This window comes from Spongiibacter sp. C9W (genome assembly GCF_057370015.1).
The window spans coordinates 1,452,908-1,474,701 of the sequence record NZ_CM170672.1 but is presented as its reverse complement, the minus strand read 5'-3'; the positions used below and the strand labels follow the sequence as shown (position 1 = coordinate 1,474,701).

Here is a 21,794-nt window from a genome sequence, read left to right as displayed (position 1 = left end):
TTGAAACGCACGTTGGTCTTTGTTTTTTCTGCGCTGTTACTCTGCCTGATTTTGATTGTCGCCAGCCCGTTTGTCTTGATTCAATTTGGCTCGCCGGGTATGGCGACGGCCTCTCGGGCGCTGTTGCATGCGGCCGTCGGCTACAGCGATGCCGCGCCGATGGATGGCGGTACTGATCTGACAGTCGCGGAGGGGTATCGCGTTGATGTGTATGCCAGTGGTCTGGGAAATATTCGTTTTCTTGCCATCACCTCAGGTGGCGATCTTTTTGTCAGTCGCCCGCGCACCGGTGAAGTGCTGCGTCTTGCTGCAGACCGCAATGGTGATGGCTTGCCCGACGCTCAAGAGGTCGTACTGGCAGGGCTGACGCGGCCGCATGGCCTGGCATTGCGAGAAAATCACTTATACGTTGCCGAGTCGAATGCAATTGGTCGCGTGGCGCTGGGCAGTGATGGCCGCATCCAAGGCGACTACCAGCGGTTGGTGAGTGGATTTGGCGATGGCGGCAACCATTGGACAAAAACCATAGCGTTTGGCCCAGATGGTTGGCTGTATCTCAGCTCTGGGTCCACCTGCAATGTGTGTGAAGAAAGTGATCCGCAACGCGCGACGATCATGCGCATGCAAGCGGATGGCAGTGGTCTGGAAATCTATGCGCGCGGTTTACGCAACAGTGTTGGCTTTGACTGGACACCCTGGGATCAGCGGCTTTTCGCCACCGATAATGGCCGCGATTTATTGGGTGACAACTTCCCGCCCTGCGAGCTGAATGAGGTGGTGAAGGGCGGCTTCTATGGTTGGCCCTACTACAATGCGGATCAGCTGGACCCGGACTTCGGTGAGAAAATTCCGCAAGGTTTGCCACAAAACAGACCGCCTGCCCATAATTTCCCCGCGCACAATGCCCCCCTCGGTATTCGTTTTTTGCGGCACCAGGACAGGCCTTACGCGCGCTCGGCCCTTGTGGCCTTGCACGGCTCCTGGAATCGCAGTGAGCCAGATGGTTACAAGGTGGTGTCACTTCACTGGCAGCAAGATGGCAGTATTATCCAGCGCGACTTTTTAAGTGACTTCCTGCAGGCCGACAGCTTGCTGGGTCGCCCAGTGGATGTTGTGGAGGCGGCAAGCGGAGAGATATTTATCTCCGATGATTACAGTGGCCGGGTCTATCGTGTGCACCGCGGTGAAGCCAGTCGCGCAGCGGTTAATACCCGTGGTGAGCGCGACCAAACCGATCCACTGCGCGACTACAGTCAGCGCGATCGCGAGCGGCTTGTGGCAATGGGTGGTAGCTTATATGAACGCTATGCCTGCGCCGAGTGTCATGAGGGTAAAGGATTGCGCCCCCTGCAAGGGTTGGCAGAGCGTTATTCTGCGCAGAGCTTGATGAGCTTTTTTATAACGCCGACACCACCGATGCCTCAGCTAAATTTAAATGAAGCGCAGCGCGAGGCGTTAATGGTGTATTTATTCTCCGCAGAGAAGTAGCGGTTGCTGGCGCATCATCATGGAACGCTCCCTGTCCAAGCGCCTCAAGCCTGCCTGAATGCGAGCGCGAAGCTCTTCGCTGGCGGCGGGCTTGCAGATAAAGTCGTCGGCGCCCGCGTCCATGGCTGCGATCATGTCTGCCCGGTCTTTCCGCCCCGTTAGCATAATGAAATAGGGTGCGCCCATTGCAGGGCTCTGACTAATGGTTTGGCAGAGCGCTAATCCAGTGATCTTGGGCATTTGCCAGTCGCAAAGCACAATGTCGATATGCTCAGTCAGTAAAATTTGCAGTGCTTTGCTGGGGTCGTTACAACACAGGGCTTCAAAGTGATGCCTCGTTAGTAAGGCCTCCATTCGGAACAGCTCTACGGGAGAGTCATCGATAATGAGTATGCGTGACGACTCAATCGGGCTGGGGTGATTCGCAATGTTACGCATCCAAAACGCTCCGGCGCGCATATCTACTGCGCAGTGTGAAGTTCCTGAGGTAATTGGTTGCAAGTTTTGTTCCTTATTTAAGTCATTGAAAGTAAAGAGTATTTATTTTATTTCGTTACCGTTTTTGTGCTTGCGTCGCAGCTTGCATAGCAGTTTGCATGGGGCGTGTTACCCTGTGCGAGCTTGGCAATCGTCGCATAGACTTTAGTGGTATTTATTTTGTGATTGGCGTTATTCATGTGTAGAATGACGCGCCGAGAAGCTGTTTATACCCCTCCGATACGAGTCCATTATGAATTCTGAGAAACCGCTGTATATCTCTTACGCAGGCCCCATGTTGTTGGAAACCCCGCTGCTAAATAAAGGCTCGGCATTTACTGAAAAGGAGCGTCGCAGCTTTAACTTGATGGGGCTGTTGCCGCCGCGCTACGAAAATATCGACGAGCAAGTCGAACGTGCCTATATGCAGTACTGCAGCTTCGATGAGCCGATCAATAAACATATCTACCTGCGGGCGGTGCAAGACAACAATGAAACCCTGTTCTATCGCCTGCTGAATGATCACCTTGAAGAGATGTTGCCCATTATCTACACCCCGACGGTAGGCGAGGCTTGCGAGCATTTTTCCGACATTTATCGCAGTGCCCGCGGCATCTTTGTCTCCTATGAGGACCGTGACTACTTGGATGACATTTTGCACAGTGTCAGCAAGGACCGAGTAAAAGTGCTGGTGGTCACCGACGGTGAGCGTGTGTTGGGTCTGGGCGACCAGGGCATTGGCGGAATGGGCATTCCCATAGGCAAACTATCTTTGTATACCGCCTGCGGTGGAATTAGCCCCGCGTACACATTGCCGGTTGTGTTGGATGTGGGCACGAATAATCAAACATTGCTCGACGACCCCATGTATATGGGTATGCGTCACCCGCGTATTGAAAAGGATGAGTACAACGCCTTTGTCGACCAGTTTATCGACGCGGCGCAACAGCGCTGGCCAGGTGTGCTGATTCAGTTTGAGGATTTTGCTCAGCCCAATGCCATGCCGATTTTACAGCGGCATAAAGAGCGTGTTTGTTGCTTTAACGATGATATTCAGGGAACCGCTGCCGTCACTCTGGGGACGGTACTTTCCGCGTGTAAGCGCAAGGGCGAACGGTTGCGGGATCAGAATATCGTGTTCGTCGGTGCGGGGTCGGCGGGCTGTGGCATTGCCGAGCAATTGATTCGTGCAATGGTGGAAGAGGGCTTGAGCGACGCCGAAGCTCGCGCCCAACTCTACATGATCGACCGCTTTGGATTACTTATGCAGCGCATGGACGGGCTGTTGGATTTTCAGGCGGCGCTGGCTCAGCCCGAATCGGCGGTATCGGCCTGGCAGTATGATGGCGACTATCCCAGTCTGTTGGATGTCGTGAGTAATCTCGATGTAGGTGTGCTGATAGGTGTTTCCGGCAAGCCTGGTCTGTTTACCGAAGAGGCAATTCGCCGTCTGCACCAGCGTTGTGAGCGGCCCATCATCCTGCCATTAAGTAACCCATCAAAGCATGTTGAGGCGCGGCCGCAGCAGATTCTTGAATGGACCGATGGGCAGGCTATCGTCGCCACCGGCAGCCCGTTCTCAGCGGTGGAATACGCGCAGCAACGCTACGAGATTTCGCAGTGCAATAACAGTTATATCTTCCCTGGAATTGGCTTGGGAGTGGTGGCCAGTCGGGCCAGCCGCGTCAGCGACGAAATGTTAATGGCCGCCAGTCGTTGCCTCGCTGAAGCCGCTAGCCAGTATCACGATAAACGCAATAGGGTGCTGCCGCCGCTAACCGAGCTCGCTGAGTTGAGTCGTGCCATCGCCTTTGCCGTTGCCAAAGTGGCTCAGGCGCAAGGCCTGGCCCGCGAGCGCAGTGACGAAGAGTTACGCGCAGATATAGAGCGCAACTTCTGGACGCCGAGTTACCGAGAATACCGGCGCATCGCGGCGAGAGCGCGTTGACGCCGGTGCAGGTTGGTTATTGAGTGCCGTTTAAGTGCTTTTGGAAAAAGGCGATCTGATCACTCACCGCCTGTTCAAACGCCTCGCCAACATAAATATCGAAATGGCCGATATCGTATTGTTTGAGCGTGGCTTTCGCGCCGAGCTTATGCGCCAGCTTGATCGCTGCCGAAGCCGGTGCCACGGTGTCGCGCAAACAGGCTTGAATCAGCGCAGGGCAATGGACTTGCTTTGCCTTGAGTGTGGGGCGATAGGTGCCTAGCGCCAGGGCCAGGCGGCCAGCCATGGCATTTTGCCAGTTGTCGGGTTGAATAGCGCGGTAGCCACTCCAGGCGTCGTGGCTGCTCATGGCGGCAAAGCCACCGGGCTTAGCGATAATGGGCACCATCACCGGTGAGCCGCCAAGGGCGGATTTGGCCAGGTCGGCCACGCCGTAGGCGCTGAGTTTGAGTAGCCGGCCGACGCCTGCATAGCCGAGCATGGCCGCTACCGAGGCCAGACCGTCCATCATCGGCCCCTGAGCAGCCACCGCTGCCACACGCTTATCGGCGGCCGCCGTACTGATCACATGTCCACCCGAGAACGAACTGCCCCACAGCGCAATGCGCTTGGCGTCAACATTGGGCAGGGTTTCAGCAAAACTGATGGCGGCGCGCCAATCCTGCAGCTGTTTGGAAACAGACAGCAATTGCCGGGGTTCACCGTCAGAGGCGCCAAAGTGGCGGTAGTCAAATAGCAGCACTGCAAAGCCCGCGTCGGCAAACCGCTGGGCGTAGGGCTCCAGGCCCGCATCCCGTGTACCGCCCAAACCGTGCGCCATCACAATGCAGGCTTGTGGTGTGGCCGTGGGGTAATGCCATGCGCGGCAGCGAGTGCCCTGGCTTAAAAATTCGACATCCTTGCGTGGTAGGCTCATAGCGTCTCTCTATAATTATGTAAACGGACGATTGATCAGCTGCGCGCCTTGCCAAACAATGAGCGATCTCGCAGCGCCAAGCGCTAAACCTACCGAGGGTAAGCCATGTTTGACCATGTGAAAAAAGGACGTCTCACAACACTGGGGTTGTTATTCATCGCGGTATTAACCGCCTGTGGAGGCTCCTCGTCGGGCTCCGGTTCCTCCGGTGAGCGTTTTTCTGAGCCGACCTTTGAAACAGAAATGTCGGTGCTCAACGAGGGGCTGGTCTGTAACCCCTTCACCGAGAGCGGGCCTGTTGTGCTGCTGGTGCACGGCACGTTTACCCACGGCGAAGAGCAGTGGACGTGGAATTACGAGCCCCTGCTGTTGGGCGAGGGTTACGATGTTTGTATTGTGACCTACCCCAACCGCGGGTTAAGTGATGCGCAGATTGCCGCCGAATATGTGGTGAATGCGATTGATCAAATTGCCGACTCCGGGCGCAAGGTATCCATTGTTGGCCATAGTCAGGGCGGTATGGGGCCGCGCTGGGCAGTGCGTTGGTGGCCGAGCCTGCGCGACAAGATTGAGGATATGATTCTTCTGGCTACGCCTAACCACGGCCTGGAATTTGCGCAATTAACAGCGCTTGGCCTGCCTATGCCGGCAGTATTTTTTCAGTTCGGACAAGAGTCGAACTATATGCAGGCGCTGAATAGCGACGATGAAACGCCGGGTGATATTGATTACACCAATATCTACACCCAGTTTGACGAGCTGGTGCAGCCGGTGTCACCAGTGCCAACGGCGGCGTTGGATTGGCAGCAGGACAACCCCAGAGTTGCCAATATTCTGATTCAAGATGTTTGCCCGGGACGCATCGTCGAGCATGCAACGATCGGTTTGACCGACCGTGCGACCTACGAGCTGGTGCTCGACGCGCTGGCCAACAATGGGCCAGCCAGCCCAGAGCGGGCCGGCGGCGAGATATGTGGTTTACTGCCATTTTTACCCGAGCCGGCGCTATCGCCAAGCCTGCTTACCGATTTTATCGATGTGTTTGCCAGCGAAGGCGGTCAGGGTTTCCCCGACCTATCATTAGTGACCGAAGAACCGCCCTTGAAACCCTATGCGCAGTCGGCAGTGCAGCCTGAGTAGAGGGCTGCAATCGCTCTAGCTGTTCCGCGCCACTCGGCGCTTCGCCAATTTGCGTTCGCCGATCATGTGCTTGGCGGCGCGGCGCAGCAGGCCGGTGTCTTCGACTGGCGGTTTGCCCTCGGCGAGGTTGATGATTTGTTGGTAGTACCACTGGGTCGCCAGACCAAAATTCAGGGTGCGAAGGGTGCGGTTGGGGCTGTTGGGGCCGAGCCAGCCGGGGCCGATGCGCAGCTCTTTTTCCCAGGCGCGAAAACCAAGTTTTTCTCCACGCAACAGGGGTTTTACATCGGGCTCCATGCACAGTGGCCGCGCGATGCCCACCACATCCATCGCGCCACTATCCAGTGCGGCTTGCATGGCGTTATAGCTGCGGAAGCCGCCGGTAACCGCTAGGGGTATTGAGGTGACGTCGCGAATGCCTTTGGCGTAGTCCAAAAAATAGGCCTCCCGCGCTTGGCTGGCGGCGGCGCCTTCTTCCTGGTCGCCCATCAGTGCCAGTTTTTCGTAAGTGCCTCCGGAAATCTCCAGCAAGTCGATGCCGGCTTCCGACACCCAAGCCGCGACTTGCAGGCTTTCGTCGTGACTAAAGCCACCCTTGGAAAAATCGGCGGAGTTGAGTTTCAGGGCTATCGGGAATTCGGGGCCGACCGCCTCGCGACAGCGGCGAATAACCTCCAGCAGGAAGCGAGCGCGATTCTCCAGACTACCGCCCCACTGATCCTGGCGGCGGTTTGCCAGCGGCGACAGAAATTGGCTGATCAAGTAGCCGTGGGCAGCGTGAATCTGTACGCCGCTAAAGCCGGTTTCCTTGGCGATGCCGGCAACGCGTGCATAGCCACTGATTGCACGCTCGATGTCGTCTTCGGTCATGGGGCGCGGTTTGCCGAACATCCCGGCTAGGTCAATGCCCACATCCGAGGGGGCCAGTGGCTGGTGCGATACGACCTTTTGGCACTGTCGCCCCGGATGGTTGATTTGCATCCACAACTGGTTACCGGCGACCTGCCCGGCTTTTGCCCAGTGTTTCAGCTGCTCTTCGCCGCCGTTGTGGTCGATCACCACATTGCCCGGGCGCTCTAAAAAACGGTGGTCGACCATCACGTTACCGGTTACCAGGGTGCCTGTGCCGCCCTCCGACCATGCTTGGTAAAGTCTGGCGAGCCGCGGGGTGGCGTGATCGTGCTCGTCGGCGAGGCCCTCTGTCATCGCAGATTTCAGCAAGCGGTTGGGCAGTGTTGCGCCGCAGGGAAGCGTAAGGGGGTCGCTGAGTTTTGGCATAGCCGGGGTCCTGTGTTTATTGTTGTGGTGATCGGTGGCGAGGCCCAGTGTAGTCGGCTGGCGGATAAAAATAAATTAACAAGTGTTCATTAGTGGCGATCCAAAGGACAGGTGCCATTTGCCCTTAGCAGCTGCAGTGCGATGAGGGTGGGCCAGCCCTAGTATTGCCACAAAAATGCGCTGCTGAGTTCGCCCATGACCTCGTCAAAAAATACTCGTTGAGCGGGGCCTCGGGCCATGCCTGCGCAGACCTGCAGTGGCATTAAATGCTCCGCGCGAGGGTGGCAGTGAAGTGCCCCCGGCGCGCGCTGCCAGTGGGCAAGTGCAGTTTGTCGGGTATCGTCGGAGAGCGTTTCGTCGCAGCACTGTTGCGCCAGCCAGTTTTCAAACTGGTGGTGGGCGTCGCGGTCCATCGTGCCGGCAAAATAGGCTTGCAGGTTGTGATAGGTGGCGCCGCTACCTAACACCAATAGTCGGCGGTCACGCAATACCCGTAAGGCGCGTCCCATGGCGATATGCTCTGCGCCATCGAGGCTGCTCAACAGCGAAAGCTGCACAACGGGAATATCTGCATTGGGGTACATCAGCGTTAGCGGCACAAACATACCGTGGTCGAAGCCGCGCGTTGCATCAAGATGAGCGATTAGTCCTTCGTTGCTGAGGGCGCGCTGCAGCTCGCAAGCCAGCGTCGCATGGCCTGAGGCGGGATACATCAGTTGATAAGATTCCGGCGGAAAGCCGCTGTAGTCGTAAATCAGCTCGGGGCGAGCGGCGCTGGTAATCCGGGCTTGCTCGGCCTCCCAGTGCGCGCTGATCAGTACAATCGCTTGCGGCCTTGGCAGGCTTTGCCCCATTTGCGTTAGAAAGGCACACAGCCGGGCATGGCCGGGGTCGCCCAGCAGGGGCAGCGGGCCGCCGCCGTGGGGAATAAACAGAATGCTCGCGCCAGCTGTGGTACTCATTGACTGCTCCGTTACGGGTAATTCCGCCATAGTACGGAATTCCCGTGGGGCTGTCTGGCGCAAAAAATCGTCTAAAAGGGGCAGAAAAGCCAATACATCGCCTGTGCAGTTGTATTGAATCGGGCGGTAAAATGGCGATAATGGGGCGCAAAAATGCAAAAGCATAGCCAAGAAAGTAGAAGCAACGCCGTTCCGCTGTGGCCTGTAACAGGCGTCAGTGACCACTCTAAATTTTGTCACGCTGGCAGAATGGCCTGTCCCGAATAAACTCGCTCATCGTGTTCGATGAGAACTCGCACTAGGATTCTATGCCCAAGGCCGCCGCGCACGCCCCGCCGACACCTTCGCGACTGGCCCATACCCTCAATGCCTTGGGTGTGGCGGCGAGTGCTGCGCCGCGCGCGGGTTTTGCCGACAAACTGGCCGAATTGATTGACCTCTCCGGAGCGATTGCCCTGTCGGAGTCACTGCGCGGCTTGCGACGCGTGAAGGCGACCGGCGAAGCCGCTGGCGATGATGCCCAAGCCCTTTTTATGGCGCGTCGCGCCGACATGATTGAGGCGATCTCCGCGAGTTTCACCCTCGACCCGGAGGCGATGGCGAGCAGTCCGGCGGGATTTATTCTACCCTCGCCAAACGCCGACACTTTTGGCAGCGATGCCGCTGGGTACGCGCCTTATCAACGCTTTTATGCCCTGCATCAAAGTGAAATTGACCATCGGGTCATCAGCTTGCGCGGCGAGTTACGCAAGCTGTTGGCGGGTCGCTCCGAGGCGCTGGCTCAGCTGGCCGCGCTGGATACCATGATGGAGGGCACGCTGGCGGTATACAGCCGTCGTGCACTTTCTGCCTTACCTAAATTACTGGCGCAGCATTTTTTCGCGCTGCGCAGTGAGCAACAAAACATCGATGCCGATACCGAGCAACCAACTACCAGTGAGCAGTGGCTCGCGGACGGGGGCTGGCTCTGGCAATTTCATACCGACATGCAGAGTTTGCTACTTGCTGAACTCGCGCTGCGCCTGCAGCCGCTACAGGGCCTATTGGAAGCCCTGAACTCCGAACACGAGGACACTCCATGACACGATTGCTTTCCCTGGCTGCCTTTATTCTTGGCGCGCTGGTTATTCTGTGGATGGGGGTGGCTGTTGCCGCCGGCCACTTGCTGGCATCGGTAGTGATGTTACTCATCGCGCTGGCCTACTTTACCGGCGGGGCAGAATTGCTGCGCTATCAGCAGGCCACTGGCGCGCTGCACGCGGCCCTGGCGCAGGGCGGCGATGTGGAGCTGAATCGCTGGCTGGATGCCTTGCCCGCGTCGCTGCGCAACCCGGTGCGTCAGCGTATCGAAGGGGAATACGTAGGGCTGCCGGTGCCCGTGCTCACGCCCTATCTGGTTGGCCTGCTGGTCATGCTGGGTTTGATGGGCACCTTCGTCGGTATGGTCGAAACCCTGGGCGGCGCCGTACAGGCGCTGGAGGGTAGCACCGAGCTAAGCGCTATTCGCGACGGCTTGACCACACCGATCAAGGGTCTGGGCATGGCCTTTGGTACCTCTGTGGCCGGTGTGGCGGCATCGGCGATGCTGGGTTTTATCGCTACGCTCAGCCGGCGCGAGCGTATTGACGTATCCCGCGAGTTGGATCAACAGCGCGACAGCCGCTTCCGTAATTACTCTCTCAGTCATCAGCGCCAACAAACCTATTCCGCCCTGCAACAACAAGCCGATGCGCTGCCCACCGTTGCCAGCCAGCTCACGGCACTGAGTGAGCGCCTCGGTGCGATGGGCGAGCAGCTCAGCCAGCAATTGCTCGACAACCAGCAGCAGTTTCAGCAGAGCGTGCAACAGGATTTTCAATCACTGGCCAATGCGGTGGCCGAGTCACTCAATCGCAGTTTGGCGGACAGCGGTCGTCAGGCTGGCGAAACTATCAAGCCGGTTGTAGAGGGGCTGCTGGCAGGGTTGGAGCGCGACCTACAGCAGCGCCACCAACAGTTTGACGAGGCGGCCAATGCGCGCCTTGAAGCGATGTCTAGCCAGCTTGAACAAAGCGCGGCCACCATTGATAGCACCTGGCAAAAAGGCCTGGAAAATCAGCAGCGCGCCAATCGTGAATTGGCCGATGCGGTGGGTCAAAGCCTCAGTAGTAGCGCCGAACAGATGGCCCGCGACAGCCGCCAGTTGCTGGACGATGCGGCCCAGCGCAGTGCCGAGGCGCTGCAGGCCCAGCGCGATGCCGAAGCCGAGCGCTTACAGCAGTGGCAGGCGGCCTTTGCCAATGCCGAAACCATGTTGTCGGCAGTGGCCCGCTCCCTAGGCGAGGATGCCGAAACCCGCAATGCGGCGTTGAACAGCGTCAACCAACAGTTACTGGAGCAGCAGCGCCAGCAACTTGAAGAACAGCAAGCGGCTGAGCAGCGCTGGCAGGAAAGTGTGGCGGCGCGAAGCACGCAGCTGATCGATGCCCTGCAGGGCCAGTTGCAACAGCTGCGTGATGAAGAAGGGCAGCGCGGCGACGCTGCGGTGAGCCGTTTGGAAACGCTGCAGGCAGCCATTGCCGAGCAACTGAGCCAGCAACAGGCCGCGGAGCAGCGCTGGCAAGCAAATGTCGCAGAGCGCAGCAGTGCACTGATCGATGCCCTGCAAGGTCAATTGCAACAGCTACGCGACGAGGAAGCGCAGCGCGGCGATGCCGCCGTGAGCCGACTGGAAACCTTGCAAGCCGCGGTGGCGACGCAATTGGCCGAACTGGGCAATTCATTAGAGGCGCCGCTGGCCAATCTGATCGAATCCGCGTCGGAGGCGCCGCGCGTTGCGGCTGAGCTGATGGAGCAATTGCGCGGCGAAATTACCAAGAACATTGAACGCGATAACAGCCTGCTCGATGAGCGCCGAGAGCTAATGTCGGAGCTGGCCAATTTGACCGATGGCCTGCGCGACAACAGTCAGGCGCAGCGCGAAGCGGTTGAGCAGTTGCTCGCTAACAGCGGCGATACTCTCAAGCAGCTGGGTGAGCGTTTGGGTGACAGCATTGAGCAGCGCGCCGGTCAGCTGGCCGAGCTTGGCGACCAACTGGCGGGTAGCGCGCTGGAGTTGTCTGGCGTGGGCGACACCTTTGCCGCCGCGGTGCAGCAGTTTGGTGACAGTAACGGCGAACTGCTGGCGGCGCTGGCTAGTGTCGAACAAACCCTCAAGGAAAGCGGCGAGCGCAGCGATGAGCAAATGAGCTACTACGTTGCCCAAGCGCGGGAAATTATCGACCACAACCTGCTCACCCATCAGGATATTTTGGCGCGCCTGCAAGCCCTTACCGACAGTGCCGAGCAACTTGAGCTGAATATGAATGCCGAAGGGGCCGAGGCGTGAGTCGCGAACTTGACGACGGCTTGAGCCAAGAACCGCCAATCTGGGCGATCTTTGGCGACCTGATGACCGGCATGGTGGGCGTGTTCGTGCTGCTGCTCATTTGGGCGCTGGGCTTTCAGCTGGAACTGGCGAAAAGCCTGGAAAAAGAAGTCGCCCAGCGGGAGGTGGAGCAACAGCGCCGCGCCGTGTTGGAAGAAGCGCTTGCTGCGCCCTTGGCCAGTGGCCGAGTGACCCTGCGCGATGGCCGTATTGGCATAAGCGGCAGTGTGTTGTTTTCGCTGAACTCGGCGGAACTCCAGCAAGAAGGCCGAGAACTGCTGCGCAGCCTGATCCCGCCGCTCAAATTGTTTGTGCAGGAAAATGATCAACTGCTGATGGTGAGCGGCTTCACCGACGACCTGCCCATTCAGCAGGGCAACTTGCAGTTCTCTGACAACTGGGAGCTGTCTGCGCAGCGAGCGCTAACGGTTACCCGCGCGTTGATCGACGAAGGCATGCCCGCCGACAGCGTGTTTGCCGCCGCCTTTGGCGACCAGCAACCGGTGGCTGCCAATAATAGCGAAGATGGTCGCGCCCAAAACCGCCGCGTGGAAATGGCGCCCGTCCCCCGCGTGAAGCAGGAGGCGAAGTGACTCCCGCTCCCGGTATGCCGCTGGCTGAATTGCAGGCAACGCTGGCGGCGCTGCAAGGGCAGTGCCCTCAGTTCGACCCACCGCGCCTGCGCGGCGTGGAAAGTCTGTTGGAGAAGGCGCAGCAGCAGCGACCGTCAGTGCAGGCGCCACTATTGCGCCGCGCGGCATCAATGCTTGCTGATTACCGGCGCGACTGTGAGCAATTCAGCGAGCAGCCGAGCCGACTGGCTGGTGTGCTGGCGACTCACCGCCAGCAATTGGCGACTCGTCGCGGTGGGGCGGCTTCAGCCCTGCGAGCTCTGCAAGCACAGCTAAACCGAGACACCCCGGATGACGCCGCCAGCGACGAAGCAAGTTCGCCGATCAGTGCCTTGCTCCGCCAGCAGGAATTTTCGCTGTTGGGCGCTTCCCAGAGCCATGCACCCGATAAGGCGACCAGCGAGCCGCCAAAAGAGCTGCGCGCATTGCGCCAATTGCGCAGCCGCCAGCGCCATCAGGATATCGAGCAGCGCATCGATCAGGCCATTCAAAACGCGCCTCAAGATCCCGGCCCTCTCAACCCGCAAATGCTGGCTATTCGCTCGTTGACCAATATGCGCGAACGCTCGCCGGCCTACCTGAAACAGTTTGTTGGCTACCTCGATACCTTATTGTGGTTAGAGGCGCAGCTGCCGGGTGAAGAAAGCGGTAAAGCCGGTAAGGGCAAGCGTCGCAAAGCGCGATAGTGGCGTTACTACGTGTTTTGACGCCCACCGATAGATTTATTCCTGAAGTGAAGCGTGAGTCGACAGTTTTATGTTTTCCAAACAAACGAAACTGCGCCCTGCGTCAATGATATGAAATTATCGCAATGTGTTTCCCTTTTATGCCGACTGGATAAAGTAATTCTTCTCCAAAGGTTTCTATTTAACGCAGCAAAACGATAGCCGTGTTTGAACTCAAGGGCGTGCTCGAAAGATACCCAGCGCGCGCCTTGGTCAGGAAAGTGGGGTTAAACAGGTATCACTCTAGCTCAACGCGATACATTTCGCCCTGAGAGGCGGGTACAGTAAATGATATGAAACCGCTGTCGTTGACCAGCATTGGATCTTTGTCAGGGTAATAAACCGCTGTGCCCGCTTTTAGGTTTTTGAAAGTAACCTGCGTTTCAGTATCCGTGTTAATGATGACCTCTCTACTTTCATTTTGCGCAAGCCCAGCACGTGCCATGTCGAAGGTGATGGCGGAAAGGTTTTCGAGTCTGGCTTCTAGTCTTGGACTCGTCTGTTCTTCGTTATTTAAGTGACGAACCCCTTGGAATTGGTAGCTACCTAACGTTGGTTCAAATATCACTAGGGGGTCTGGCCCTAGCGTCTCGCGACCGGTTTTGAGTTTGTGCGCCAGTGCAAAGCTGGTCGCGTCTACCAAGCCGAAAGATCCGTCTGAAGGCGTTTCCTTAACTTCCATTCCCGACACCCAGTATGCCCCTTCATAGCGTAGCCCCAATCGCTCGGTGAAGTGAAAGGGGATAATTTTATATATGACTCGCGCGGGGTTGGTGTCGCGACGCAACCCATTTGGATCTCGGCTTAGCACACAGCCCGGTATTTCGGCACTTTGACAGCCGTTTAGCACCTGGTGGTAAAGCGCGTTTTGATAACTCGCATTAACGTTGTGGGTCTCGGTGTGAAATAGCGCCCACTGGTAATCGTTGCCTAGCTCCTGCATACGCATGACGTCCTGGGCGGGCCAAGTTGGATTGACAATGGGGTCAAGCATACCGTTTTGCATGCGCCAGGGTAGGTTATGCGCATTCTCTAATAACTCTCGCCCCGTTGAGTTCATCCAGCGCTGTTCAGGGATCTTTTCATTTCCGATTTCATCAATAGGGATGTCTTCATTGAAGGTCGACTGACCGGTACCTATAAAAGGAATGGCGCCAGCAAAGAGCTCGGGCCAATGGGTGGCAATACTAAATGTGCCTTGGCCGCCCATCGACAAGCCAGAAAGAAATACGCGGTCTGCATCAATGGGGTAATGGGTCATAAAGTCTTGCATGGCAGATAATACGTCGATTTCACCCTCTTCTTTGTAGAAACTGAGTTCGCCAGCGCCGAGGGGGGCGATGGTATAGGCGGGCACATTTACAGTGCCGCTTTCAAAGGCATTGAGCATATCTAAATGGTTTTGACTGGCACCGTGCAAGAACAGGAACAATGCCTGTGGCGTTGACGCTTCGCCCAGGCTTTCCGGTATCCAAACGCTATATGGTAAGTAGAGCCCGCGGTAGTGATTGAGCGTTGGAATTTCTAAGCCCTGTATGCCCTGCTTCCATTCCGTAATGCCCTCGCCGATAATTTTACTTATTGGCGAAGGGTAAATGCGTGCTTGCTGTCCGGTTCTAACTGGTGAGCGGCGATTGGGGAATTCTGAGAAATGAACATGTGCATTCGCCTCGCTGATGTCGCCGCTTGCTAGCAAGTCGGCCTGTTTGTTTTGTTGCCAGTTGGTGAAATCGTCCTCGTAGAAAGCCACGTCGAAAGGCGGGGCGCTCCATTGGCTGCCATTCCATAGACCAGAAACCGCATAGACTCTCCACTCCAAAGGCATTTGCTCACGCTTGAGGCCTAAAGCCGCCATGGGAATTTCGACCGACAAGGTATTTTCTAGGTTGCGTGCCGTTTCGCCTGTGTCATTATAATTTTCTGCGTAAAAATCCTGACTTTGGTTAGTCGTTAAATCTGTGAGTGTCGCGGTCGTGCCGCGAAGGGTAAGGACATAACGAACCCCTTTCGCTTTAACACCGGCAGCGAACGGCCAGTCGTTGTATATCTCGGGGCTACTGCCATCATCAATACCAATTGCCACTACTGCTACGGTGGGGTTTTGAACGGTATTTAATCTACTGCCAAACCATAAACTGTCGCTGTCGGGCTGGTGACCCAGACGTATTTCCACAATGTCGGCGGCATTACCGAAGTAGGGCTCCCCAGGTGGATAGCTGCTATCACCGCCTGGCAGGCCATTGGTATTTGCACCTTTGTCGTCGTAGACATAGTCCATCGCGATATAGACATTATCGACAACTTCGTCTGCGGCGGCGAGGCCAAAACCGGCGTCGCGCCATAGACGTTCAACGGTAAAAACGTCATCGTTGGGTTCCGTCGGCGTGGGGTTCGTTGAACCTGATGAGCCACCACCACAGGCGGAGGTCAGCAAGCTCAAGGTAAGCAAAACAGCGGCGTATGTTTTCATCTTTTACTCTTACAGTTTTTATTGTTTGTGCTCAGATCCTAAGCATTGAGCTTTATTGTTCTATGGCACAAAAGTTCAAAAATGCGCACATATTGAGTCGCGAGACCTAGTCGTACTATAGACCCATTGTGCGTAACGCTTGAGTAGTGCTAAACGGCACAGGCTTTCGGGGTGTTCCATATGTTAGGGTAGCGGGCAAATTTTATGAGGAAGCCATCATGAAAGCGCTCGATATCGCGACATCTGTTTTTGCCAGTTCCAGTCGTGCCTGGCGCGGCACCGCCGCCTTTGCATCGACCCCGAGCAAGCCGGAAAAATTACTTGAGCTCTACGAGTATGAGGGTTGTCCGTTCTGTCGGCTCGTTCGAGAAGTACTGTGTGAGCTGGACCTGGATGCGATGATCTACCCCTGTCCGAAAGGCGGCATGCGTTTTCGTGGCACGGCAATCGATTTGAGCGGTGCCAGCCAGTTCCCGCTGCTGGTCGACCCTAACAATGATGTGGTGCTACTGGAGTCTGCAGAGATCATCGACTACCTCTATCACCAGTATGGTGGTGGTCGCCGTCGCGCCTCGCGGGGAGTATTGCGTCAGGTGGATATGTTGTCGTCGCTGGCGGCAACGGCATTGCGATCGTCGCCAAAACCACGCGGTATGTATGCGGCGGAGTCCACAGCGCCCGCTGAGCCGCTGGAGTTGTATAGCTTTGAGTCCAGCCCCTACGCGCGTTTGGTTAGAGAGCGTTTAAGCGAGTTGGAGATTCCTTACCGCCTGCGTAATTTCGCCAAGTCTCGTTGGCAGGAAATGGGGCCGCCAATTGTGCGTGAAAAATTCTTCCCTGATGCGCCAATAACCAGCGATAACCGGCTGCGTTTGCGGGAGCTAACCGGCCGCAGTCAGGTGCCGTACTTGGTCGACCCCAACACGGGGGTAGCCATGTTTGAGTCGGCAGACATTATCGACTATCTGAATGAAACCTACGCCGAATAACGGCTGGTTAGAAGGCCGCCTGGTATATACCCAGAATATCTTGTAGTGACAGTGTTCTGGGGTTATTTCGCAGTAAGCGCTCAACGCCGAGCGCCTCCTCTGCGAGGCTGGGCAGGTCTTGTTCCGGAATATTGAGTGCTCGCAAATTGGCGGGAATGTTTACATCCCTGCACAGGGCGTGCAAACGCTCGATGACTCGGTTTGCTGCGCTGTGGTGATCTAGCTCTGGGCTTTCTCCAAACGCGATGGCAATGTCACTAAAGCGTTCTATGCACGCCATTTTGTTTACCTGCATGACATGGGGGAGCAAGAGGGCGTTACTCACACCATGAGAGATGTGGTAGCGGCCACCGAGTGGGTACGCCAAGGCATGCACCGCCCCCACACCAGCGTTACCAAAAGCCAATCCAGCCAGTAAGCTGCCAGTGGCCATGTCTTCTCGCGCTGACAATTTATCGGGCTTGGCATACGCCTTTGGCAGTGCATTGATGATTAGCGTCATCGCCTTAGTGGCCAGAGCGTCAGTAATCGGGCTGGCAAAGTTAGAGAGGTAGGCCTCAATAGCGTGAACTAAAGCGTCTACGCCGCTAGCGGCTGTAACGGAAGGCGGGCAAGTGAGGGTCATTTCGGGACTGACAATAGCGAGGTCTGGCAGTAAATAATCGCTAACAATGCCTTTTTTAAGTTGTGCTTTAGGGTCTGACAATATCGCAATATTCGTGACCTCTGATCCAGTCCCTGCTGTCGTGGGGATCGCGATAAGTGGCACATTGCGCTGCTTTACCATTCCTTCGCCAAAGAGAGATTCCAGCGGCCCCTCATGGCTAGCCATCACCGCAGTGCATTTTGCGATATCGATTGCGCTACCGCCGCCGACCGCGATAATGCCGTCAAAGTTGTGATTACCAAAATAGTTTGCGCAGGCTTTTACAACATCGACTTCTGGCTCTGCGGGTACCTCGTCGAAGATGCCCATGTCGCTAGTGCCCACGGCTTCGGTGATGTATGCAAGACTCCCTGAGCGGCGAACACCCTTATCAGTTACAAGCAGCGGATGCTGGATATTTTGCGATTGTAAGTAGTCCCTGAGCTGATCTATCGCGCCAGAGCCGGTGAGTAGCTGTTGCGCGGATCGAAATTTGGCGACGGGCATGGGGCTGTCCTATTTGTTAAATCAAAGCGAGGCACTATTGGGTTGCTCGACTACCCAATATAGCATTGTCGTCATGGATTTTTTGTAGAGGTCTTGCGCTGACGGAAGCCGCTGGCATATAGTGTTGGCGTTGCTAACGAATGTAGTATGTAAATTATGTATCAGTGGTGTTTCGCCAAATTTCTCGCTGCCATGCGCCGTATTGTGCGTGTGGCGCGATGGTGTGCGGCGGAGAATTGATACAAGGTTAGAAAATACCCAATTCCAAAAGGCCGCAGACATTTCATCTGCGGCCTTTTTCGTTGGGGGCCTCGGGGACATGTCTCGGCAAATACGTGAGTAAAGCGCCATGCTTGTACGGTTTGTCTATCTACTGGTTATTCTTATCTGGGCGACGACGCCACTGTCGATAAAACTCGGTGGCGATTCGTTGGCCCCCATCGCGGCGTTGAGCCTGCGTATTCTTATTGCGTTTTTTGTCGGCAGTGCGCTGTGCACACTGTTTGGTGTGGCGGGTTTAAATATTCGCCGCCACTGGAAGCTTTACTTCGCCGCATCCATCAGCTTGTTTCCCAATATGGCGTTGGTGTACTTGGCTGCGCAATATATTCCCTCGGGACTGATCGCACTGATGTTTGGCTTGTCGCCGTTTTTTACAGCGGCGCTGGCGTGGCCGATGTTGGGGGAGCGCATGCTGGTGCCGCGCAAGCTGTTTGCCATTGCACTGGCAGCGCTGGGCTTGCTGTGTATTCTGGCCGACGATGTGGTAATCACCGGCGACAGCTACACCGGTATCGCGCTAATGCTGCTGTCTAATTTACTGTTCTCGGGCAGCGCGGTGTGGGTGAAAAAACTCAACGCTACCATCGTTGTGTCGCCGGTGGAGCAGGCGCTGGGTGCAATGGCCTTCGCGTTGCCGGGTATGTTGTTGAGCTGGTGGCTGTGGGTTGGCTTTGAGCCACTGGTGTTCAGTGCTGTATCGCTGGCATCCCTGCTGTACCTTGCTCTGTTTGCGTCGCTGGTCGGCTTTGTTGCCTATTACTACATTCTGAAAGTCATGCCAGTGGAAACCGTGTCGTTGATCCCGCTGGTGTCGCCGGTGCTGGCGCTGGCCATTGGCAGTGTGGTTGTCGACGAGCCGATCACGCCAGCGATGCTACTGGGCGCGGGCATGATTATTACCGCCTTGGCCGTTCACCAGGGTTTGTGGCGTGAGCGCTCGCCGATGAACACGGTCATGGACACGCGGTCATAGCAGAAAGCCGGAGTACGAGAGATGTAACAAGCTATGTACTCTTGCATCTATTGTGGCAAGGTAGGCTCACCGCGAGGTGCTGCGGTGAGCCATTACTACAACAACGTGGAGAATGTGTGTATGTCGGAATCCAAGCCCTATGTCCCCCCCAAAGTCTGGACATGGAACAGTGAAAGTGGCGGTAAGTTTGCCAATATTAACCGGCCGATCTCCGGTGCGACGCACGAAAAAGCCCTGCCCAGCGGCGACCACGATTTGCAGCTTTACTCGCTGGCAACCCCCAATGGCGTGAAAGTGACGGTGATGCTCGAAGAGCTACTTGAGCTGGGTATCAGTAAGGCTGAATACAACGCCTATCTGGTGAATATTATGGAGGGCGACCAGTTCTCCAGTGGCTTTGTCGACATCAACCCCAACTCAAAAATACCGGCCTTATTGGACCGCGGCACAACGCCGCCAACGCGGGTGTTTGAATCCGGCGCGATCCTGCTTTACCTCGCTGAAAAGTTTGACGCTTTTTACCCGAAAGATGTGGCGACGCGCGCCGAGTGTCAGTCCTGGTTGATGTGGCAAATGGGCAGTGCGCCTTTCCTGGGTGGTGGCTTTGGTCACTTCTACGCCTATGCCCCAGAGAAACTGGAATACCCCATTGAACGCTACACCATGGAGGTGAAGCGCCAGTTGGATGTGCTGGATAAGCGTCTGGCTGAGAATACCTACCTGTGCGGCGATGAGTACACGATTGCTGATATTGCCACCTTCCCGTGGTACGGCGCTTTGGTGCTGGGCCATCTTTACGATGCGGCAGAATTTCTCGATGTCACCTCATATACCCATGTTGTACGTTGGGCAGAACAGATTTCTGAGCGCCCGGCGGTGCAGCGCGGTCGCCGCGTAAACCGCGTGTGGGGGCCGGAGGAGGAGCAAATGGCAGAACGTCACAGCGCCGTGGATTTTGACTAGCGCTTATCGCTCCCCGACAACTGCCTTTGAATGAAGGCATCTACCGCGCTTGTGTAGGCGTTTGCCTGGCCCAGGCGCGCATTGATTCCCGTGTGCGTATATGGCTGAGGGCTGACCTCGGCGTGGCTGCCGGCCGCCTCTGCTGCGGTAGCGAAGCGCTGTGCGGCGGGGCAGGCATTGTCGCGACGCTGGGAGCAGATCAGCAAAAAGTCGCTGGCGTTAGGCTGTAATTGGCGAAGCGGTGACAGGCGCTGCCAATGCTTGGGCCCATCGCCAAAAGCGGCGTCGTAGAGTTTGGCATGCGGTGCGCCCATTAGCGTTTCCAGGTCGACGGCGGCACTGTCGAGGACGATGGTCGCTCGCCACGGCGTGGCGCCAGCGGCATAGGCAATATCGGGGCGCGCGGCGAGTAAAGCGGCAAGATGACCGCCGGCAGAATGCCCCATCAATATCAGGCGTTCGGCGTCGCCGCCCAATTGACCAACGGTGGTTTGCAAGTGAGCGAGGGCGCGGGCGATATCGTCGCGCTGAACGCTTGGGTCGGCATCCGGCAAAAGCCGGTAATTGATCGACGCAAAAATAAAGCCCTTTGATGACCAGTGAGCCAGCTTGTGCTTAACCACGGCGCGGTGACGTTTGTCGCCGAAACGCCACGCGCCGCCGTGCACCATTGCGATCACTGGTGCGCCCTGAGTCACACTGGGCAAATAGATATCCATGCGCTGACGAGAGTGGTCGCCGTAGGGTAGGTCTGGCAGCCAATACAAACCATCGCGGTAGGCATGCGGGCTTGGTGTTGGCGGTTCAGCAAGCGCGCTGAGTGCGGCCATCAGGGCGATCATGAAAGCGGCAAGGCCGCGCGATACATAGCGCATAGCAACTCCCTTGCTTACGTTTTGGCTGCGTTAGCTTCCTATGATCATCCTTGAATACCTGCCGAGCAAGCGTTTTAACATTGCGCTGGCGCCCAGGGTCAATGCCGCACTGCCCACCATGACCAAGAGCCCCCCGGCGAACATCCAGCCGCTGTGCAGATGCGCTCGCAGTGGCTCGACGAGCAGTTGTGCCAGTAAAAAGATAAACACTAAGTGCAAAAAGTAAATCGCGAACGCGTAGTCGCCCAGCGTGTGCAACAGCTTTGGTAGTCCACCCTCCAGGCAAAGGAAGGTATGCAGAATCAGCGCGGTGATCGCCAGCTTTTGTATATAGAACAGGCTTTCGGTGTACGACAGCCAGCCACTGCTTTTATAGCCGTTGGCATAAAGAACGAATAGTGCCGCCGAGCTTGCCAATACCAGTAAGAATAGATTGAGAGTGTTGCGGGTGATAGCAGCCTGAACGGCCTCATAGTGTTGGCCCATCAACATACCGCAGAGGTAGGCACCGCTAAAATAGACAATCGTCTGCACACTGACTGAATTCGCCATGCCCGTGCGCGAGATAAACAAAGGCAGAATAACCAACGCTACGGCCAGCCAGCGACGTTGTGGGTGTTGGATAAGTGCGTCCAATACCGGCGTGATCACAAACAGCACGGCAAGCACCGGGATATACCAAAACTGGGGCAGTGTTTGTCCGAGTAGCAAGCCGCGTAGCAGGGCGGTGGCGTAGTCGGTGGGCAAGCCGTTGTCGGCAGCGTAGCCAACATACCAATCCCACAGCGCCGTTAAAAAAAACACGCTCAAAACGGCATACGGCAGGATGACGTTCTTAAGCTTGGCGCGGTAAAAACTTGCCCAGGGCCGGCCGCGCAACACTTTGGTGAACAGCAGGCCCGATATCACCGCAAAATACAGCGTGGCATCGTGGAAAACGGTCTGGATCAATGAATACAGTGGCCGCATGCTGTCGGCCATTTCGTAGCCCCCAACCCGGAACATTAGCGATGTCCAGGCGTGGGCGCCGATCACATTCAAAATGGCGAAACCGCGAAAAGCGTGCAGATGAGCGATATGGTGCTGAGATGTTGTTTGAGAAGTCACCGGGCCAGCC

General features: G+C 56.6%; 18 protein-coding genes. 10 read left to right on the top strand and 8 right to left on the bottom strand.

Going from position 1 to position 21,794, the window contains the following annotated elements:
* A complete protein-coding gene (locus AC2Q8J_RS07005) occupies nt 1-1,488 on the top strand; it encodes a PQQ-dependent sugar dehydrogenase (RefSeq protein ID WP_486452502.1) in 1,488 nt (495 codons plus the stop codon).
* On the opposite strand, the gene AC2Q8J_RS07000 is transcribed toward AC2Q8J_RS07005, so the two are convergent.
* Nucleotides 1,468-1,926: a response regulator gene (locus tag AC2Q8J_RS07000; protein ID WP_486452501.1), complete on the bottom strand. Its 459-nt coding sequence runs from the start codon at nt 1,924-1,926 to the stop codon at nt 1,468-1,470. The genes AC2Q8J_RS07005 and AC2Q8J_RS07000 overlap by 21 nt on opposite strands.
* Nucleotides 1,927-2,218: 292 nt before the next feature.
* On the opposite strand from AC2Q8J_RS07000, the gene AC2Q8J_RS06995 reads away from it, so the two are divergent.
* The gene (locus AC2Q8J_RS06995; protein ID WP_486452500.1) at nt 2,219-3,913 is read left to right on the top strand and encodes an NAD-dependent malic enzyme; all 1,695 of its coding nucleotides are present in this window, start codon (nt 2,219-2,221) and stop codon (nt 3,911-3,913) included.
* A gap of 16 nt (nt 3,914-3,929) precedes the next feature.
* On the opposite strand, the gene AC2Q8J_RS06990 is transcribed toward AC2Q8J_RS06995, so the two are convergent.
* Nucleotides 3,930-4,829, bottom strand: a complete 900-nt coding sequence (locus AC2Q8J_RS06990; protein ID WP_286694380.1) for an alpha/beta hydrolase — start codon at nt 4,827-4,829, stop codon at nt 3,930-3,932.
* A gap of 105 nt (nt 4,830-4,934) precedes the next feature.
* On the opposite strand from AC2Q8J_RS06990, the gene AC2Q8J_RS06985 reads away from it, so the two are divergent.
* Nucleotides 4,935-5,969 (top strand): esterase/lipase family protein, encoded by a 1,035-nt coding sequence (locus AC2Q8J_RS06985; protein ID WP_486452499.1) that lies wholly within the window; start codon nt 4,935-4,937, stop codon nt 5,967-5,969.
* Between the two features lie 15 nt (nt 5,970-5,984).
* On the opposite strand, the gene AC2Q8J_RS06980 is transcribed toward AC2Q8J_RS06985, so the two are convergent.
* Both AC2Q8J_RS06980 and AC2Q8J_RS06975 read right to left on the bottom strand, forming a co-directional pair.
* Nucleotides 5,985-7,247 carry an NADH:flavin oxidoreductase/NADH oxidase family protein gene (locus tag AC2Q8J_RS06980; protein ID WP_486452498.1) on the bottom strand — a complete coding sequence of 421 codons (1,263 nt, stop codon included), beginning with the start codon at nt 7,245-7,247 and terminating at the stop codon, nt 5,985-5,987.
* A 158-nt stretch (nt 7,248-7,405) separates the two neighbouring features.
* A complete protein-coding gene (locus tag AC2Q8J_RS06975) occupies nt 7,406-8,209 on the bottom strand; it encodes a DODA-type extradiol aromatic ring-opening family dioxygenase (RefSeq protein ID WP_424144901.1) in 804 nt (267 codons plus the stop codon).
* 308 nt (nt 8,210-8,517) lie between these two features.
* Here AC2Q8J_RS06975 and AC2Q8J_RS06970 point away from each other — a divergent pair, with 308 nt between their 5' ends.
* The 4 genes from AC2Q8J_RS06970 to AC2Q8J_RS06955 are packed head-to-tail and all read left to right on the top strand — an operon-like array spanning nt 8,518 to nt 12,933.
* On the top strand, nt 8,518-9,291 hold the full coding sequence (locus AC2Q8J_RS06970) for a DUF3348 family protein (protein ID WP_288363525.1): 774 nt from the start codon (nt 8,518-8,520) through the stop codon (nt 9,289-9,291).
* Nucleotides 9,288-11,576 carry a DUF802 domain-containing protein gene (locus AC2Q8J_RS06965; protein WP_486452497.1) on the top strand — a complete coding sequence of 763 codons (2,289 nt, stop codon included), beginning with the start codon at nt 9,288-9,290 and terminating at the stop codon, nt 11,574-11,576. The genes AC2Q8J_RS06970 and AC2Q8J_RS06965 overlap by 4 nt, the downstream gene beginning before the upstream one ends.
* A complete protein-coding gene (locus AC2Q8J_RS06960) occupies nt 11,573-12,208 on the top strand; it encodes an OmpA family protein (protein ID WP_204995153.1) in 636 nt (211 codons plus the stop codon). The genes AC2Q8J_RS06965 and AC2Q8J_RS06960 overlap by 4 nt, the downstream gene beginning before the upstream one ends.
* Nucleotides 12,205-12,933 carry a DUF2894 domain-containing protein gene (locus AC2Q8J_RS06955; protein WP_486452496.1) on the top strand — a complete coding sequence of 243 codons (729 nt, stop codon included), beginning with the start codon at nt 12,205-12,207 and terminating at the stop codon, nt 12,931-12,933. The genes AC2Q8J_RS06960 and AC2Q8J_RS06955 overlap by 4 nt, the downstream gene beginning before the upstream one ends.
* Nucleotides 12,934-13,210: 277 nt before the next feature.
* On the opposite strand, the gene AC2Q8J_RS06950 is transcribed toward AC2Q8J_RS06955, so the two are convergent.
* Nucleotides 13,211-15,442: a prolyl oligopeptidase family serine peptidase gene (locus tag AC2Q8J_RS06950; RefSeq protein WP_486452495.1), complete on the bottom strand. Its 2,232-nt coding sequence runs from the start codon at nt 15,440-15,442 to the stop codon at nt 13,211-13,213.
* 218 nt (nt 15,443-15,660) lie between these two features.
* On the opposite strand from AC2Q8J_RS06950, the gene AC2Q8J_RS06945 reads away from it, so the two are divergent.
* A complete protein-coding gene (locus AC2Q8J_RS06945) occupies nt 15,661-16,431 on the top strand; it encodes a glutathione S-transferase N-terminal domain-containing protein (protein WP_424144907.1) in 771 nt (256 codons plus the stop codon).
* A 7-nt stretch (nt 16,432-16,438) separates the two neighbouring features.
* Here the strand turns inward: AC2Q8J_RS06945 and AC2Q8J_RS06940 are convergent, their stop codons facing one another.
* Nucleotides 16,439-17,584 (bottom strand): iron-containing alcohol dehydrogenase, encoded by a 1,146-nt coding sequence (locus AC2Q8J_RS06940; RefSeq protein ID WP_486452494.1) that lies wholly within the window; start codon nt 17,582-17,584, stop codon nt 16,439-16,441.
* 349 nt (nt 17,585-17,933) lie between these two features.
* On the opposite strand from AC2Q8J_RS06940, the gene AC2Q8J_RS06935 reads away from it, so the two are divergent.
* Nucleotides 17,934-18,839, top strand: a complete 906-nt coding sequence (locus tag AC2Q8J_RS06935) for a DMT family transporter (protein ID WP_486452493.1) — start codon at nt 17,934-17,936, stop codon at nt 18,837-18,839.
* A 120-nt stretch (nt 18,840-18,959) separates the two neighbouring features.
* The gene (yghU, locus tag AC2Q8J_RS06930; protein WP_288362843.1) at nt 18,960-19,802 is read left to right on the top strand and encodes a glutathione-dependent disulfide-bond oxidoreductase; all 843 of its coding nucleotides are present in this window, start codon (nt 18,960-18,962) and stop codon (nt 19,800-19,802) included.
* Here yghU and AC2Q8J_RS06925 read toward each other — a convergent pair.
* On the bottom strand, nt 19,799-20,677 hold the full coding sequence (locus tag AC2Q8J_RS06925; protein WP_486452492.1) for an alpha/beta hydrolase: 879 nt from the start codon (nt 20,675-20,677) through the stop codon (nt 19,799-19,801). The genes yghU and AC2Q8J_RS06925 overlap by 4 nt on opposite strands.
* A 30-nt stretch (nt 20,678-20,707) precedes the next feature.
* The gene (locus tag AC2Q8J_RS06920; RefSeq protein ID WP_486452491.1) at nt 20,708-21,784 is read right to left on the bottom strand and encodes an acyltransferase family protein; all 1,077 of its coding nucleotides are present in this window, start codon (nt 21,782-21,784) and stop codon (nt 20,708-20,710) included.
* Nucleotides 21,785-21,794: the final 10 nt, after the last annotated feature.

What these genes read in the sequence shown, in the direction of transcription:
- AC2Q8J_RS06990 (WP_286694380.1), bottom strand. Translation starts at nt 4,829, where the DNA reads ATGAGCCTACCACGCAAGGATGTCGAATTTTTAAGCCAGGGCACTCGC.
- AC2Q8J_RS06945 (WP_424144907.1), top strand. Translation starts at nt 15,661, where the DNA reads ATGAAAGCGCTCGATATCGCGACATCTGTTTTTGCCAGTTCCAGTCGT.
- AC2Q8J_RS06935 (WP_486452493.1), top strand. Translation starts at nt 17,934, where the DNA reads ATGCTTGTACGGTTTGTCTATCTACTGGTTATTCTTATCTGGGCGACG.
- AC2Q8J_RS06940 (WP_486452494.1), bottom strand. Translation starts at nt 17,584, where the DNA reads ATGCCCGTCGCCAAATTTCGATCCGCGCAACAGCTACTCACCGGCTCT.
- AC2Q8J_RS06970 (WP_288363525.1), top strand. Translation starts at nt 8,518, where the DNA reads ATGCCCAAGGCCGCCGCGCACGCCCCGCCGACACCTTCGCGACTGGCC.
- yghU (WP_288362843.1), top strand. Translation starts at nt 18,960, where the DNA reads ATGTCGGAATCCAAGCCCTATGTCCCCCCCAAAGTCTGGACATGGAAC.
- AC2Q8J_RS07000 (WP_486452501.1), bottom strand. Translation starts at nt 1,926, where the DNA reads ATGCGTAACATTGCGAATCACCCCAGCCCGATTGAGTCGTCACGCATA.
- AC2Q8J_RS06975 (WP_424144901.1), bottom strand. Translation starts at nt 8,209, where the DNA reads ATGAGTACCACAGCTGGCGCGAGCATTCTGTTTATTCCCCACGGCGGC.
- AC2Q8J_RS06965 (WP_486452497.1), top strand. Translation starts at nt 9,288, where the DNA reads ATGACACGATTGCTTTCCCTGGCTGCCTTTATTCTTGGCGCGCTGGTT.
- AC2Q8J_RS06995 (WP_486452500.1), top strand. Translation starts at nt 2,219, where the DNA reads ATGAATTCTGAGAAACCGCTGTATATCTCTTACGCAGGCCCCATGTTG.
- AC2Q8J_RS06950 (WP_486452495.1), bottom strand. Translation starts at nt 15,442, where the DNA reads ATGAAAACATACGCCGCTGTTTTGCTTACCTTGAGCTTGCTGACCTCC.
- AC2Q8J_RS06925 (WP_486452492.1), bottom strand. Translation starts at nt 20,677, where the DNA reads ATGCGCTATGTATCGCGCGGCCTTGCCGCTTTCATGATCGCCCTGATG.
- AC2Q8J_RS06985 (WP_486452499.1), top strand. Translation starts at nt 4,935, where the DNA reads ATGTTTGACCATGTGAAAAAAGGACGTCTCACAACACTGGGGTTGTTA.
- AC2Q8J_RS06980 (WP_486452498.1), bottom strand. Translation starts at nt 7,247, where the DNA reads ATGCCAAAACTCAGCGACCCCCTTACGCTTCCCTGCGGCGCAACACTG.